Source organism: Thauera sp. WH-1 (assembly GCF_047806685.1).
Lineage (GTDB): Bacteria > Pseudomonadota > Gammaproteobacteria > Burkholderiales > Rhodocyclaceae > Thauera.
Map to the genome: position 1 here is coordinate 25,149 of NZ_JBLQGP010000018.1, position 12,959 is coordinate 38,107.

Sequence of the window (12,959 nt, forward strand, 5' to 3'; positions counted from 1 at the left end):
AAAAATACGGCGCCCCGCAGGGCGCCGTTCGAAACAGGACCGCAGGAGCACGGTCCCGCAGGTGCTTGAGGGGCGATTACACGCGGTAGGCCGATTCGCCGTGCGCGGTGATGTCGAGGCCTTCGCGCTCTTCCTCTTCCGGCACCCGCAGGCCGACGAGCAGGTCGGCGATCTTGTAGGCGATGAAGGCCACCACCGCCGACCAGATGATGGTCACGATCACGCTCCAGGTCTGGATCCACACCTGGGCACCCATGGCGAAGTCTTCGCCGCCGGTGCCGCCCAGCGACGGGGCCGCGAAGACGCCGGTGAGGATGGCACCGACGATGCCGCCCACGCCATGCACGCCGAACACGTCGAGCGCGTCGTCCGCCCCCAGCATGTGCTTGAGGCCATTGACGCCCCACAGGCAGATGAAGCCGGACAGCAGGCCGATGATGATGGCGCCCATCGGGCCGACCGAGCCGCAGGCCGGGGTGATGGCAACCAGGCCGGCGACCGCACCCGAGGCCGCACCCAGCATCGAGGGCTTGCCCTTGATCAGCGCTTCGCCCAGCGACCAGGCCAGCACCGCGGCGGCGGTGGCGAACAAGGTGTTGATGAAGGCCAGTGCCGCGCCCGAGGTGGCCTCGAGGTTGGAGCCGGCGTTGAAGCCGAACCAGCCCACCCACAGCAGCGAGGCCCCGACCATGGTCAGCGTCAGGCTGTGCGGCGCCATCGATTCGCGACCGAAGCCGATGCGCTTGCCCACCATGTAGGCGCCCACCAGGCCGGCGATACCGGCGTTGATGTGCACCACGGTGCCGCCGGCGAAGTCGAGCGCGCCGTCCTCGAGCAGGTAGCCGCCCGGGCCCCACACCATGTGGCAGATCGGCAGGTAGCAGAAGGTGAACCAGATCACCGAGAAGATCAGCACCGCGGAGAACTTCATGCGCTCGGCGAAGGCGCCGACGATGAGCGCCCCGGTGATGCCGGCAAAGGTGGCCTGGAAGGCGATGAAGGCGAACTCGGGCAGCTTCACGGTCTCGGTGAAGGTGTCGGCGAGCGAGTCGATGGTGACGCCGGACAGGAAGACCTTGTCGAGCGAGCCGATGAAGGGTGTGGCCTCGGTGAAGGCCAGGCTGTAGCCGTAGATCGCGAACAACAGGGCGTTGAGCGAGAACACGGTCATCACCTGCATCAGCACCGATAGCATGTTCTTGGCGCGCACCAGGCCGCCGTAGAACAGTGCCAGGCCGGGCAGGGCCATCATCAGCACGAGCAGGGTCGCGGTCATGATCCAGGCCACGTCGCCCTTGTTGACCTCGACTGCGGCCTCGACCGCCTCCTGGGCGAAGGCGCCGCCCGACGCGCCGGCGAGCAGCAGTGCCGGCAGGAATGCAAAGTGTCTTTTCATTTTCGTTCTCCCTTACAACGCGTCCGAGCCGGTCTCACCGGTGCGGATGCGGATGGCCTGTTCCAGATCGAAGACGAAGATCTTGCCGTCGCCGATCTTGCCGGTGGCGGCGGACTTCTCGATGGCCTCGATGGCCTGGTCGAGGAGGTCGTCGGAGACGGCGGCTTCGACCTTGACCTTGGGCAGGAAGTCGACGACGTATTCGGCGCCGCGATAGAGCTCGGTGTGGCCCTTCTGGCGGCCGAAGCCCTTGACCTCGGTGACGGTGATGCCCTGTACGCCGATCGCGGACAGCGCCTCGCGCACTTCGTCGAGCTTGAAGGGCTTGATGATGGCGGCGATGAATTTCATGGTTGGTCCACCTCTGTGAAGTTGGCTTGCACCCGGCTCATCCGCGGATGAGCCGGGACATCGTGAAGGCTCAGAATTCCTTGCTGAAGGACAGCACGTAGTGATCGCCCGCTGCGTTCTTACCGTTGCTGCCGAAGCAGTAGGGCTGGCTCAGCGCGCAGCTGCCGTCGGCATCGGAGTCGGAGTAGTTGAAGGCGACCGTGCCGAAGCCGACGTCCTTGCTGATGCCCAGACCCCAGTCCGTGTACGAGGCGTCGCTGTTGCGACGGATGCGCTGGTGGCCGACGTGGGCCGACAGCGACCAGGTCGGTGCGATCTCGTATTCGGCGTTGAGCTCGACATAGTTGCTATTGCGGGTCTTCTCGCCGTTCGTGCCGGTCCAGCCGAACAGGTGCTTGGAGATCGCGTGCGAGTACTTCACCTCGAGGAACTCCCAGCCCAGCGCCAGGTACAGCTCGGTGGAGTCCGGCGACGGCGTGCCGGCGATCTTGTCGCCCGGGTAGTAGTACTGGAGCACACCGACGTCGTAGGACAGCGGACCGGCCTCGCCGGCATAGCCGGCATAGAGGTCGAGCTCGAGGCTGTTGTTGGTCTTGGCGATGTCATCCACCCAGCCCACGTTCGAGCCCCAGGTGCCGATGTACAGGCCGCTCTCGTGGGCGTAGTCGAGGCCGCCCTGCAGCGCCGCCTTGCCCTGCGACTGGCTGATGCCGCGGAAGACGTAGTCGGTGGTGAGGGTGAGGTTGGCGCTGATCGGGCCGTCGGCGTGAGCGGTGCCTGCCACGGGCAGGGCGGCGGCGACGGTGAGGGCGGTAGCGAGAAGGGTCTTGCCCATGGTGAGCTCCTGACGGGTGGTTTAGAGTTTTTGACGGGTATCCCTAAGCAGGGTGTGTGCCAGCTTCCTAAAAGCCTTGTCCAGCAAGGCTTCCGAGGCCTGCGATGCACGCGCACGGGGGGCGTTTGCTGCACTGCCGCACGATTTCATGCACGAGAATGGCCCTCCATGCACCAGTCTGGTGCGTCGCACGGTAGGGGGCAGGCCTGTTTCTGGTGCATCGGGGGCGGCGTGCTAGACTTCGCCGCATCCACAACCCTTGCCGCAAGCCACCATGAGCACTCCACGCATCCTCGACGAGATCGGCGCCAAGCTGTCCGAACTGGCCGCCAACAGCCCGGTCCGGGACATTGAAAAGAACGCCAAGGCCCTGCTCGGCGGCGCCCTGGGTAAGCTCGACCTGGTCACGCGCGAGGAATTCGAGGTCCAGCGCGAGGTGCTGGCGCATACGCGCAAGAAGCTCGCCGAACTCGAGGCGCGCGTGGCGGAGCTCGAGCGCCTGCTCGCCGAGGACGCCGACCGGACCGACCGCAGCGACTGAGTCGCGTACGCCGGGCAGGCGTGTCCGCGCTGCCCGGCTTATCCTTTTGTCATTACTGCGTTCTCCGCTAGACTGGCGTCCCGCCTGCTCAGGAGAACCGCATGTCCCTCGCGCTCGTGCGCAGCCGCGCACTTGCCGGCCTCGATGCGCCCGAGGTCACGGTCGAAGTACACCTGGCGAACGGCCTGCCTGCCTTCAGCCTGGTCGGCCTGCCCGACACCGAGGTGCGCGAGGCGCGCGATCGCGTGCGGGCGGCGATCCAGACCTCGCAGTTCGAATTCCCCCAGCGCCGCATCACGGTCAACCTGGCACCCGCCGACCTGCCCAAGGAGGGTGGGCGCTTCGATCTCGCCATCGCCGTCGGCATCCTGGTTGCGTCCGGGCAGGTGGCGGGGCAGGGCCTGGAAGCGGCGGAGTTCTGCGGCGAGCTGTCGCTGACCGGTGATCTGCGCGCGGTGCGTGGCGTGCTCGCGGTGGCGCTTGCCGCCGCGCGTGGCGGCCGGGCACTGGTGCTGCCTGCCGACAACGCCGCCGAGGCGGCGCTCGCCTCGGGCGCACGGGTGTTGCCGGCCGCCAGCCTGCTCGCCGTGTGCGCCCACCTCAATGGCCATGTGGCACTGCCGGTGCAGCCGGCCGCCGCCCTGCAGCCCGCTGCGCGGGCGGGCGTGCCCGACCTGGCTGACGTGCGCGGCCAGCTGCAGGCGCGTCGCGCGCTCGAGGTGGCGGCGGCCGGTGCGCACTCGATCATGATGTTCGGCCCGCCCGGCACCGGAAAATCCATGCTCGCGCAGCGCCTGCCGGGCCTGCTGCCGACAATGAGCGAGGACGAGGCGGTCGAGAGCGCGGCGCTGTTCTCGCTCGAAGGCCGCTTCGATCCGGCGCACTGGCGCCAGCGGCCATTTCGTGCGCCCCACCATTCGGCCTCGGCCGCGGCGCTGGTGGGCGGCGGGGCGACGCCGCGGCCGGGCGAGATCTCGCTGGCGAACCACGGCGTGCTGTTCCTCGACGAACTGCCCGAGTTCGACCGCCGCGTGCTCGAGGCCTTGCGCGAGCCGCTCGAGACCGGCGCGGTCACCGTGTCGCGGGTGCGTCGGCGCGCGGAATTCCCAGCCCGCTTCCAGCTCGTGGCGGCGATGAACCCCTGCCCTTGCGGTTACGCCGGCCATCCGACGCGGCGCTGCGTGTGCTCGCCGGAGCAGGTGGCGCGCTATCGCGGGCGGGTGTCGGGGCCGCTGCTCGACCGCATCGATCTGGTCGTCGAAGTACCCGCGCTGGCCCATGAGGAGTTGGTCGCGGCGGCGCCCGGCGAGGGCTCGGAGGCCGTGCGCCAGCGCGTGGAGGCGGCGCGTGCGATCCAGCTCGAGCGCCAGGGGGTGGTCAATGCGCGGCTCGAGGCGGGCCAGGTCGACCGCCACTGCACACCGGATACGGCGGGCGCGGCCCTGCTCAAGCAGGCAATGGCGCGGCTCAACCTGTCGGCGCGCGCCTATCACCGCATCCTGCGGGTGGCGCGCACGCTGGCCGACCTGGCCGGCGCCGCCCGGCCCGGCGCGGCGCAGGTCGCCGAGGCGATCCAATACCGCCGCAGCGTGGACGTGCGTTGAGGGCGGCGCGGCGCGCGCCTTGGGGTAAGCTCGGGGTCGGTCGCGCGCGGCGTTGGCGCTGCATCCGGCTCATGAGCTGGATTCCGGGCCAGGTCTCAACGCCAGCAAGCGCAACAATAACGACAACACCCACCCGCCGCTTCAATGCCCTCCAATTCCTCCTGGCTGCCCTGGCTGCTGGCGGCACTGTCCGCCATCGGCCCGTTCGCGATCGACACCTACCTGCCTGCCTTCCCGCACATTCGTGCGGCGCTCGGGGCGAGCCAGATCGAGGTGCAGCAGACGCTCACCGCCTACATGGGCGCGCTGGCGCTGATGGTGCTGTGGCAGGGCGTGCTCGCCGACCGCTTCGGCCGCCGCCGCATGCTGATCGTGATGACCAGCCTGTTCGCGCTCGCCTCGCTGATCTGTGCGCTGGCGCCGAGCATCGAATGGCTGTGGTTCGGGCGGGCGCTGCAGGGCTTGTGCGGAGGCGCCGGCGTCGTGGTCGGGCGCGCCGTGGTGCGCGACCTGCACGACGGTCCGCAGGCGCAGCGCCTGATGTCGCGCGTGATGCTGATCTTTGCGCTGGCGCCGGCGGTCGCGCCCCTGTTCGGCGCGGCCTTGCTGGCGCTGGCAGGGTGGCGCGCGATCTTCGCCTTTCTCGCGCTGTTCGGCACCCTGCTGGCGTGGATGACCTGGCGCTTCCTGCCCGAGACATTGGCCGCGGAAGATCGCCAGTCGATGCACCCGGCCCACCTGTGGCGCGGCTACCGGGCCATCTTCGGGCGCCTGGCCTTCATGCTGCTCGCGCTGGCGATCGCGTTCAGCTTCAACGGTTTCTTCGTGTACGTGTTGTCGGCGCCGGTGTTCATCCTCGAGCATCTCGGCCTGTCGCAGGCCGGCTTCGTGTGGCTGTTCGGACCGGCGGTGAGCGGCATGATGCTCGGCTCGCTGCTGTCCGAGCGCTTGGCCGGGCGCTGGCGGCCGCGGCGCACCGTCGGCGCGGGCTTCGCGGTGATGCTCGTCGGCGTGGCGCTGAACCTGGCGGTGGCGGCCGGGCTGCCGGCAGGGGTGCCGCAGTCGATCCTGCCGATCGCGGTGTTCAGTTGCGGCATGGCGCTGGCGACGCCGAGCATGAGCCTGCTGGCGCTCGAGCTCTTCCCCGCACGCCGCGGCATGGCTTCGAGCTGTCAGAGCTTCGTGCAGATCGGGCTGAATACGCTCAGCGCCGGTGTGGCGGCGCCCTTGCTGTGGGCCAGCCCGCTCAGCCTGGCAGGCGGCATGGCGGTGTTCCTCGGCTGCGGGCTGCTCGGCTGGGTGCTGTGGCTGGCGCTGGCGGCAGGGCGCCAGTGAGCGTCGATCGCGGCTGACCCGCGCTGCCGGGCGCGGCTGCCCTCAGCACTGCTCCCACGGCAGGCCGTCGTGGCGCCAGCCGTTTACGGTGTTGCGGTGGTGATTGTGGTCGAGCTCGCCCTCGAAGCCGTCGCTGATGTTGTAGACGGCGGTGAAGCCGGCCTGCTCCAGGGCCTCGCCGGCGATGGCCGAGCGATTGCCCGAGCGGCAGATGAGCAGGATCGGCCGATGGCCGCCGTTGCCGGCCAGCTTCTTGATCTCGCCGACGAAGCTCGGATTGATGTCCCAGTCCGGGCCATCGTTCCAGGACACGTGAATCGCGCCCACCGGATGGCCGACGAAGAGGAATTCGATCTCGCTGCGCACGTCGATCAGCAGCGCATCCGGGTCCGACTGCAGCAGCGCGTGCGCTTCCTTGGGGGTGATGTGCTTCATTCTTGTTGGGCTCCAGCTCCTCAGGCGCAGCATTATATTCTGAATAACGGATATGGCCGCGGGGCGCGCATGTTGTGGTTGCCCCTGACTTTGCGCCCCGCGGGCCTTGAGCTAGAGTCCAGCGATGCAGTCAGGGGTGTGACATCGCGGCCGTTGCGACTCGTCAGGGGATCGTGCGACGAACGGCCGTGCCGCAGCCGGCGCGGGTTACGCAAGGGACACGCTTTATGCTGGAAGTGCAAGGCCTGGTCAAAGCCTTCGGCGGCTTTCGCGCCGTCGATGGCTGCACGATGCGGGTGAACAAGGGCGAGATCCTTGGCCTCATCGGCCCCAATGGCGCGGGCAAGACGACGCTGTTCAACCTGATCGCGGGGGCGCTGCAGCCCACCGCGGGCACGATCCGCTTTCTCGGCGAGGACGTCACGCCGCTGTCGACCGATGCGCTGTTCCACAAGGGCCTGGTGCGCACCTTCCAGATTCCGCACGAGTTCCAACGCCTGAGCGCGCTCGAGAACCTGATGATGGTGCCGCCGCAGCAGCCAGGCGAGAACCTGTTCGCCAACTGGCTGGCCTGGGGCAAAGTGTGCGAGGTCGAGGCGGCGGTGCGGCGCAAGGCCGAGGAGACGCTGGCCTTTCTCGAGCTCAGCCATGTCGCGCACGAGCGCGCCGGCAACCTGTCGGGCGGGCAGAAGAAGCTGCTCGAGCTGGGCCGCACGATGATGACCGACGCCAGGCTGGTGCTGCTCGATGAGCCGGCGGCCGGCGTCAATCGCACCCTGTTGCGCAAGCTCGAGGAGAAGATCCTGATCCTCAATCGGGACTGGGGCTACACCTTCATCCTCATCGAGCACGACATGGAGATGATCGAGAAACTGTGTCAGCCGGTGGTGTGCATGGCCGAGGGCAGGGTCCTGATCGAGGGCGACTTCCACACCGTGCGCGCCGATGCGCGGGTGCTCGAGGCCTATCTTGGCGAGACGCCGTCGGCGGTCGAGCGCAACGCGGCCGAGCATGACCCCAGGGTCGAGCAACTGCGCGAGCAGGAACTGCCCAGGGACAACCTGTGATGGCGCTGCTCGAGCTGCAGGAGGTGCGCGGCGGCTATGGCGATGCGGACATCCTGCAGGGAGTGTCGATGACGGTGGCCGACAAGGAGATCGTTGTCATCGTCGGCCCCAATGGCGCCGGCAAATCCACCGCGATGAAGGCGGTGTTCGGCCTGCTCAACGTGCGCGGCGGGTGCATCGTGTTCGACGGTGAGGACATCACCGGCTGGGCGCCCAACCGTATCGTGCAGCGCGGCGTGTGCTACGTGCCCCAGGTGGACAACGTGTTTCGCGAGATGACGGTGCACGAGAACTTCGAGATGGGGGCCTTCCTGCGCAGCGGCGACCTGTCCGCGGCCTACGACCGCGTGTATGGCCTGTTCCCCGATCTCAAGGCCAAGCGCAGGAACCTCGCCGGCGACCTCTCGGGCGGCCAGCGCCAGATGGTGGCAATGGGGCGCGCGCTGATGCTCTCGCCGAAGCTGCTGCTGCTCGACGAACCGACCGCCGGCCTGTCGCCCAAGTACATGGAGCAGATCTTCCAGATCACCCGCGACGTGCGCGACGCCGGCGTGTCCATCCTGCTCGTCGAGCAGCACGCCAAGCAGGCGCTGGCCTTCTGCGACCGCGGCTACGTGCTGGCGACCGGCGCCAACCGCCACGAGGGCACGGGCCAGGCCCTGCTCGCCGATCGCGAAGTGGCCGAGATGTTCCTCGGCGGCTGACGGGACGACGACATGACCCTGCTCGACTTCCTCAACTTCTACCTGGTGCCGGGCATCGTGCTCGGTGCCATCTATGCGGTCGGCGCGATCGGCATCACGCTGGTGTTCGGCATCCTGCGCTTCGCCCACTTCGCCCATGGCGACATGGCCACGCTCGGCGCCTTCATCGCGCTCGCCCTGGTCGCCGGCGGCATGGACCCATGGACGGCCCTGCCGCTGGCGATGGCGGTGACCGCGGTGGTGGCCATCGGCGTGGACAAGGCCTTTTACGACTACCTCAAGGCGCGGCCCAAGATCGTCACCGTGATGGCCTCGCTTGGCGTGGCGCTGATGCTGCGCTCGGTGGTGCAGGTGACGTGGGGCGTGGACCCCAAGACCTACGCCAGCGGCATCGTGCGGCCGGACTCGTATTTCGGCGTCCTGCTGCGCCCGCGCGAGCTCTACACCCTGGCCTCGGTGGTGCTGATCGTGATCGGCCTTGCGCTCTTCCTGCGCCACTCCAAGTGGGGCAAGGCGATGCGGGCGATGTCGGACAACCCCGATCTGGCCCGTCTGTCGGGGGTGGACAACCGCAAGGTGACGATGCTGACCTGGGCCATCGTCGGCGCGCTGTGCGCGGCCTCGGGCTTCATGCTCGGCATCAACACCGAGCTGCATTCGATGATGGGCTGGCAACTGCTGCTGCCGATGTTCGCCGCCGCCATCGTCGGCGGCGTGGGCCGTGTCGAGGGCGCGGTGCTCGGCGGCCTGGTGGTGGGCATCGCCGAGGAGATGTCGATCTTCATCCTGCCGGCGCAGTACAAGGCGGCGACTGCCTTTGCGCTGCTGCTGCTCATCCTGCTCGTCCGCCCGCGTGGCCTGCTCAACGGCAAGGTGCTCTGATGGATCTGCTCGGTCTCGCCAACTACGCGGTCTTCATGGCCATCCTGATCGGCATCTATGCCCTGCTCGCGCTCGGACTCAACATCCAGTGGGGCTTCACCGGCCTGTTCAATGCCGGCATCGCGGGCTTTTTCGCGATCGGTGCCTACACCTCGGCCATCCTCACCAGCCTGCCGGCGGCGCAGCGGCTGGGCGGCTTCGAGCTGCCGATGGTGCTGGGCTGGGTGGCGGCAATGGTCGTGGCAGCGGCGATCGCGTGGCCGATCGGCAAGATCTGCCTGCGCTTTCGCTCCGACTACCTGGCGATTGCCACCATCGGCATCGCCGAGATCATCCGCCTGGTGATCCGCACCGAGGGCTGGCTCACCGGCGGCGTGCGCGGCATCACCGGCGTGCCGCGTCCCTTTGGCGAACTGCCCTACATGCAGTCTCAGCTCGCTTATCTGGCGATCGTGGGGGTGCTGGTACTGCTCGCCTACCTGCTCGTCGAGCGCCAGGTGAATGCGCCCTGGGGCCGCATGATGCGGGCCATTCGCGACAACGAGAACGCCGCCGCGGCGATGGGCAAGCGCGTCGCCGATCGCCGCCTGCAGGCTTTCGTCTTCGGCTCGGCGCTGATGGGCCTGGCCGGTGCGCTGTTCGTGCATTTCAACCGCTCGATCACGCCCGAGGCGATCGACCCGATGATCGCCACCTTCCTGATCTGGATCATGCTGATCCTGGGCGGCTCGGGGAACAACCGCGGCGCCATCCTGGGCGCGGCGGTGATCTGGATCATCTGGTCGGTGTCCGAGCTGCTCACCGACCGCCTGCCGACCGAGGTCGCGATCCAGGCCAAGTACGCCCGGGTCTTCATCATCGGCCTGACCCTGCAACTGGTGCTGCGCTTCCGCCCCGAGGGCATCCTGCCCGAGCACCACGCCGGCGCCGCGCCGCCCCCTCGGTGAGGGCCTGGGCGGCTTCGATGCATTCAACCGCGGGGGTCCGCAGGGCCTCCGATTCAGCCAACACGTGCCACGGCACATTCTGGAGGTGACCCTAATGAACAAGAAGACCCTTGCAACCCTCGTCGGCTCGCTCCTCGGCGCGGCCGTGCTTGCCACCCCGGCCCATGCGCAGAACGTCAAGATCGGCCTGCTCGGCGGTATCTCCGGCGCGATCGCGGCGATGGCGCCGTCCATGCTGGATGCCTCGCGCCTGGCCGTTGCCCAGGTCAATGAGCAGGGCGGCATCCTCAACGGCGGCAAGCTCGAGGTGGTCGTCGGCGACAGCGCCTGCAACCCGCAGAACGCCACCGACGCTGCCACCAAGGCGGTGAACATCGACCGCGTGATCGCCACCGTGGGCCCGCATTGCTCGGGGGCCGTGCTGGCGGCGGCCAACTCGGTCACGGTGCCCGCCGGCGTGCTGATGGTCACGCCCTCGGGCACCTCGCCCGAGATCACCCGGCTCAACGACAAGGACCTGGTCTACCGCACCGTGCCCTCCGACGACTACCAGGGCCGCGCACTCGCCCGCACCCTCAAGGCGCGTGGCATCGACAAGGTGGCGGTGGCCTACCTCAACAACGACTATGGCAAGGGCCTGGCCGAGTCCTTCAAGGCCGAGTTCGAAGGCAACGGCGGCACCATCGCCGGCTACTCCGGCCACGAGGACGGCAAGGCGTCCTACCGCTCCGACCTCGCCCAGCTCGCGCGCGGCGGCGCCGACACCCTGGTGATCTTCGACTACGGCGACGGCACCGGCCTCACCATCCTGCGCCAGGCGCTGGAGAACAACTTCTTCAAGACCTTCATCGGCGCCGACGGCATGAAGTCCGAGGCCGTGATCCGCTCGCTCGGCGAGCAGAACCTCGGCAGCTTCTTTGCCTCGGCGCCGGTGGGCGAGGCCTCGGCCTCGCTCGACGCCTTCCGTGCCGCCTTCTCGGCCGCGGGTGGCAACCCCGACGCGATCTTCACCACCACCTCGTACGACGCTGCCTTCCTGGCCGCGCTGGCGATCGAGAAGGCGGGCGGCGACAAGGCCAAACTCGCCGAGTCGCTGCGCGCCGTAGCCTCGGCGCCGGGCGAGCCGATCATGGCCGGCGAGTGGGCGAAGGCCAAGCAGCTGATCGCCGAAGGCAAGGACATCGACTACAAGGGCGCCGCCGGCGACCATGAATTCGATGCGGCGGGCGACGTGCCGGGCAACTACGCCTTCTTCAAGGTCAGCGGCAGCACCTACGAGGCGATCGCCGACATGCAGTGAGCGTACTCGGCGGCGACGCCGTGCAGCGCCAAGGAGGGCCGGCCGGGGTAACCCGCCCGGCCCTCGCCGGTTTCTTGAGGCGCACACAGTCCGGCATTTGCAAAGCCTCACGCTTGCTGGATTGCAAAGGCCGCCTGCATGGCGGATGCTTGAGGCGAAATCGATCGCCGGCCTCGGGTCCGGCCCCCCGTCTGGAGCACTGACTGATGAGACGCCTGCTTGCCTGGGTTTGCAGCTTGCTATCGGCCATTGGCATCACTGCCTGCGACTACATCAACGTCCGCGAGCTGCAGCCCGGCGTGTCGACGGCGGTCGAGGTGCGCGAGCGCTTCGGGCCGCCGCACATGGAGTGGCGCAACGAGGATGGTTCGACGACCTGGGAGTACAGCCGCCAGCCCGAGGGCATCGAGTGCTTCATGATCACGATCGGTGCGGACAACATCCTGCGCAGCATCGATCAGGTGTTGAACGAAGCGAGCTTTGCGCGCGTCGAACGCGGCATGAACGGCGATCAGGTGCGGCGCCTGCTTGGCAAGCCGGCTTCCAGCCAGTTCTTCCAGCTCAAGCAGGAGACGGTGTGGGAGTGGAAGTTCGACCACGGCAATAGCACCGGCGGCGACCCGATGTTCTTCACCGTGTCCTTCAACACCGAGGGCCGGGTCACGGGCACGGGGCGGTACACCCGCTATCGCCGCTGAAGGAGAGCGATGATGATCACGACCGAGAGACCCGTGTGCCCGGCGATGCCGGGACGGTCGTCGCTATGGGTCTCGCCCTTGCGCACCCTGCTGTGGCTGCTGCTTGTCCTCGTGTCCCTGCAACTTGCCGGCTGTGCGGTGTTTGCACCGCCGCGGCCCTACACCACCGAGGCCGAGGCACTCGCCGAGCGTGGCGAGCCGACCCGGCGCTGGACCAACGACGACGGCACGACCGTGCTCGAGTACGCCACCCAGCCCTACGGCCACACCTGCCTGATGGTGGAGGTCGATCAGGGCGGCATCGTGCTGCGCCAGTGGGATGCGCTGGCCGCCGAGAATCTGGCGCGGGTCGAGCCGGGCATGGACGAGGCGCAGGTGGCGCGCCTGCTGGGCACGCACCGCTCGGTGCAGACCTTCCACCTGTCGGGCGAGGTGGTGTGGGACTGGAATATTCGCAACGACGGCCCGGGTATTGCGACGCTGTTCAATGTGCACTTCATCGACGGCAAGGTGGTGCGCACCAGCCAGACCTATGTGTTCCCGCGCGACGGCGGCATGTTCGGCTTCTGGGGTAGCTACTACCGCGGCCCCTGGGTGTGGGGTGGGCGCTGGGGCTACCCGCGCGGCTTTTACGGCTACCCCTATGCGCATCCCTTCGCCTATCCGTGGATCTGGTGAAGGTTTAGTGTGGCGCTTGCCTGCGGCAACGGGCTTGGCAGGCGGCCAGTACAGCCGATAGAATTCGCGTCTTGCCGAGGAGCGCTGCGACCCACCGATCCTGTGCGGGCCAGGCTCGGCAACCGATCAACGGCGCTCACAAACCTTCAGCCGGTTTGTGGCGCCGTTCGTTTTTTCTGCATGGCG

General features: G+C 68.1%; 14 protein-coding genes and 1 riboswitch. Of the genes, 10 read left to right on the forward strand and 4 right to left on the reverse strand.

Annotated features, from left to right (window positions below; all coding sequences use genetic code 11):
* Positions 1–76: 76 nt before the first annotated feature.
* The 3 genes from ACMV5O_RS16230 to ACMV5O_RS16240 all read right to left on the reverse strand — a co-directional run bounded on the left by ACMV5O_RS16230 (position 77) and on the right by ACMV5O_RS16240 (position 2,582).
* Positions 77–1,396, reverse strand: a complete 1,320-nt coding sequence (locus tag ACMV5O_RS16230; protein ID WP_416164436.1) for an ammonium transporter — start codon at positions 1,394–1,396, stop codon at positions 77–79.
* A gap of 12 nt (positions 1,397–1,408) precedes the next feature.
* The gene (gene glnK, locus ACMV5O_RS16235) at positions 1,409–1,747 is read right to left on the reverse strand and encodes a P-II family nitrogen regulator (protein ID WP_416164437.1); all 339 of its coding nucleotides are present in this window, start codon (positions 1,745–1,747) and stop codon (positions 1,409–1,411) included.
* 70 nt (positions 1,748–1,817) lie between these two features.
* The gene (locus tag ACMV5O_RS16240; RefSeq protein ID WP_416164438.1) at positions 1,818–2,582 is read right to left on the reverse strand and encodes a TorF family putative porin; all 765 of its coding nucleotides are present in this window, start codon (positions 2,580–2,582) and stop codon (positions 1,818–1,820) included.
* A 274-nt stretch (positions 2,583–2,856) separates the two neighbouring features.
* Between ACMV5O_RS16240 and ACMV5O_RS16245 the strand changes: the two genes are divergently transcribed.
* The 3 genes from ACMV5O_RS16245 to ACMV5O_RS16255 all read left to right on the forward strand — a co-directional run bounded on the left by ACMV5O_RS16245 (position 2,857) and on the right by ACMV5O_RS16255 (position 6,062).
* Complete coding sequence (locus tag ACMV5O_RS16245; RefSeq protein WP_416164439.1) at positions 2,857–3,123, forward strand: accessory factor UbiK family protein; 267 nt, start codon at positions 2,857–2,859, stop codon at positions 3,121–3,123.
* Positions 3,124–3,224: 101 nt separating this feature from the next.
* Positions 3,225–4,727: a YifB family Mg chelatase-like AAA ATPase gene (locus tag ACMV5O_RS16250; RefSeq protein WP_416164440.1), complete on the forward strand. Its 1,503-nt coding sequence runs from the start codon at positions 3,225–3,227 to the stop codon at positions 4,725–4,727.
* Positions 4,728–4,871: 144 nt separating this feature from the next.
* Entirely contained in the window at positions 4,872–6,062 is a 1,191-nt protein-coding gene (locus ACMV5O_RS16255; protein WP_416164441.1) for a multidrug effflux MFS transporter, read from the forward strand.
* Positions 6,063–6,104: 42 nt separating this feature from the next.
* Here ACMV5O_RS16255 and ACMV5O_RS16260 read toward each other — a convergent pair whose 3' ends face one another.
* Positions 6,105–6,497, reverse strand: a complete 393-nt coding sequence (locus tag ACMV5O_RS16260; protein WP_325437973.1) for a rhodanese-like domain-containing protein — start codon at positions 6,495–6,497, stop codon at positions 6,105–6,107.
* A gap of 227 nt (positions 6,498–6,724) precedes the next feature.
* Between ACMV5O_RS16260 and ACMV5O_RS16265 the strand changes: the two genes are divergently transcribed.
* The 7 genes from ACMV5O_RS16265 (at position 6,725) to ACMV5O_RS16295 (ending at position 12,773) form a co-directional block, all read left to right on the forward strand.
* Positions 6,725–7,564 carry an ABC transporter ATP-binding protein gene (locus tag ACMV5O_RS16265; protein ID WP_416164442.1) on the forward strand — a complete coding sequence of 280 codons (840 nt, stop codon included), beginning with the start codon at positions 6,725–6,727 and terminating at the stop codon, positions 7,562–7,564.
* The gene (locus ACMV5O_RS16270; protein WP_416164443.1) at positions 7,564–8,268 is read left to right on the forward strand and encodes an ABC transporter ATP-binding protein; all 705 of its coding nucleotides are present in this window, start codon (positions 7,564–7,566) and stop codon (positions 8,266–8,268) included. Before ACMV5O_RS16265 ends, ACMV5O_RS16270 begins: the two co-directional genes overlap by 1 nt.
* A gap of 12 nt (positions 8,269–8,280) precedes the next feature.
* Complete coding sequence (locus ACMV5O_RS16275) at positions 8,281–9,150, forward strand: branched-chain amino acid ABC transporter permease (protein ID WP_416164444.1); 870 nt, start codon at positions 8,281–8,283, stop codon at positions 9,148–9,150.
* A complete protein-coding gene (locus ACMV5O_RS16280) occupies positions 9,150–10,097 on the forward strand; it encodes a branched-chain amino acid ABC transporter permease (protein ID WP_416164445.1) in 948 nt (315 codons plus the stop codon). The genes ACMV5O_RS16275 and ACMV5O_RS16280 overlap by 1 nt, the downstream gene beginning before the upstream one ends.
* A gap of 94 nt (positions 10,098–10,191) precedes the next feature.
* Positions 10,192–11,397 carry an ABC transporter substrate-binding protein gene (locus ACMV5O_RS16285; protein WP_416164446.1) on the forward strand — a complete coding sequence of 402 codons (1,206 nt, stop codon included), beginning with the start codon at positions 10,192–10,194 and terminating at the stop codon, positions 11,395–11,397.
* Between the two features lie 206 nt (positions 11,398–11,603).
* Positions 11,604–12,095, forward strand: coding sequence for an outer membrane protein assembly factor BamE domain-containing protein (gene bamE, locus ACMV5O_RS16290; protein ID WP_416164447.1), 492 nt, complete (start codon positions 11,604–11,606; stop codon positions 12,093–12,095).
* A gap of 45 nt (positions 12,096–12,140) precedes the next feature.
* Positions 12,141–12,773 (forward strand): hypothetical protein, encoded by a 633-nt coding sequence (locus ACMV5O_RS16295; RefSeq protein ID WP_416164487.1) that lies wholly within the window; start codon positions 12,141–12,143, stop codon positions 12,771–12,773.
* Positions 12,774–12,843: 70 nt separating this feature from the next.
* A riboswitch (S-adenosyl-L-homocysteine riboswitch) is annotated at positions 12,844–12,918 on the forward strand.
* The last annotated feature ends 41 nt before the right edge of the window (positions 12,919–12,959 follow it).

Bases quoted from the DNA above. Each gene is read 5' to 3' on its own strand.
- ACMV5O_RS16230 (WP_416164436.1), bottom strand. From the start codon at position 1,396: ATGAAAAGACACTTTGCATTCCTGCCGGCACTGCTGCTCGCCGGCGCG.
- glnK (WP_416164437.1), bottom strand. From the start codon at position 1,747: ATGAAATTCATCGCCGCCATCATCAAGCCCTTCAAGCTCGACGAAGTG.
- ACMV5O_RS16240 (WP_416164438.1), bottom strand. From the start codon at position 2,582: ATGGGCAAGACCCTTCTCGCTACCGCCCTCACCGTCGCCGCCGCCCTG.
- ACMV5O_RS16245 (WP_416164439.1), top strand. From the start codon at position 2,857: ATGAGCACTCCACGCATCCTCGACGAGATCGGCGCCAAGCTGTCCGAA.
- ACMV5O_RS16250 (WP_416164440.1), top strand. From the start codon at position 3,225: ATGTCCCTCGCGCTCGTGCGCAGCCGCGCACTTGCCGGCCTCGATGCG.
- ACMV5O_RS16255 (WP_416164441.1), top strand. From the start codon at position 4,872: ATGCCCTCCAATTCCTCCTGGCTGCCCTGGCTGCTGGCGGCACTGTCC.
- ACMV5O_RS16260 (WP_325437973.1), bottom strand. From the start codon at position 6,497: ATGAAGCACATCACCCCCAAGGAAGCGCACGCGCTGCTGCAGTCGGAC.
- ACMV5O_RS16265 (WP_416164442.1), top strand. From the start codon at position 6,725: ATGCTGGAAGTGCAAGGCCTGGTCAAAGCCTTCGGCGGCTTTCGCGCC.
- ACMV5O_RS16270 (WP_416164443.1), top strand. From the start codon at position 7,564: ATGGCGCTGCTCGAGCTGCAGGAGGTGCGCGGCGGCTATGGCGATGCG.
- ACMV5O_RS16275 (WP_416164444.1), top strand. From the start codon at position 8,281: ATGACCCTGCTCGACTTCCTCAACTTCTACCTGGTGCCGGGCATCGTG.
- ACMV5O_RS16280 (WP_416164445.1), top strand. From the start codon at position 9,150: ATGGATCTGCTCGGTCTCGCCAACTACGCGGTCTTCATGGCCATCCTG.
- ACMV5O_RS16285 (WP_416164446.1), top strand. From the start codon at position 10,192: ATGAACAAGAAGACCCTTGCAACCCTCGTCGGCTCGCTCCTCGGCGCG.
- bamE (WP_416164447.1), top strand. From the start codon at position 11,604: ATGAGACGCCTGCTTGCCTGGGTTTGCAGCTTGCTATCGGCCATTGGC.
- ACMV5O_RS16295 (WP_416164487.1), top strand. From the start codon at position 12,141: ATGCCGGGACGGTCGTCGCTATGGGTCTCGCCCTTGCGCACCCTGCTG.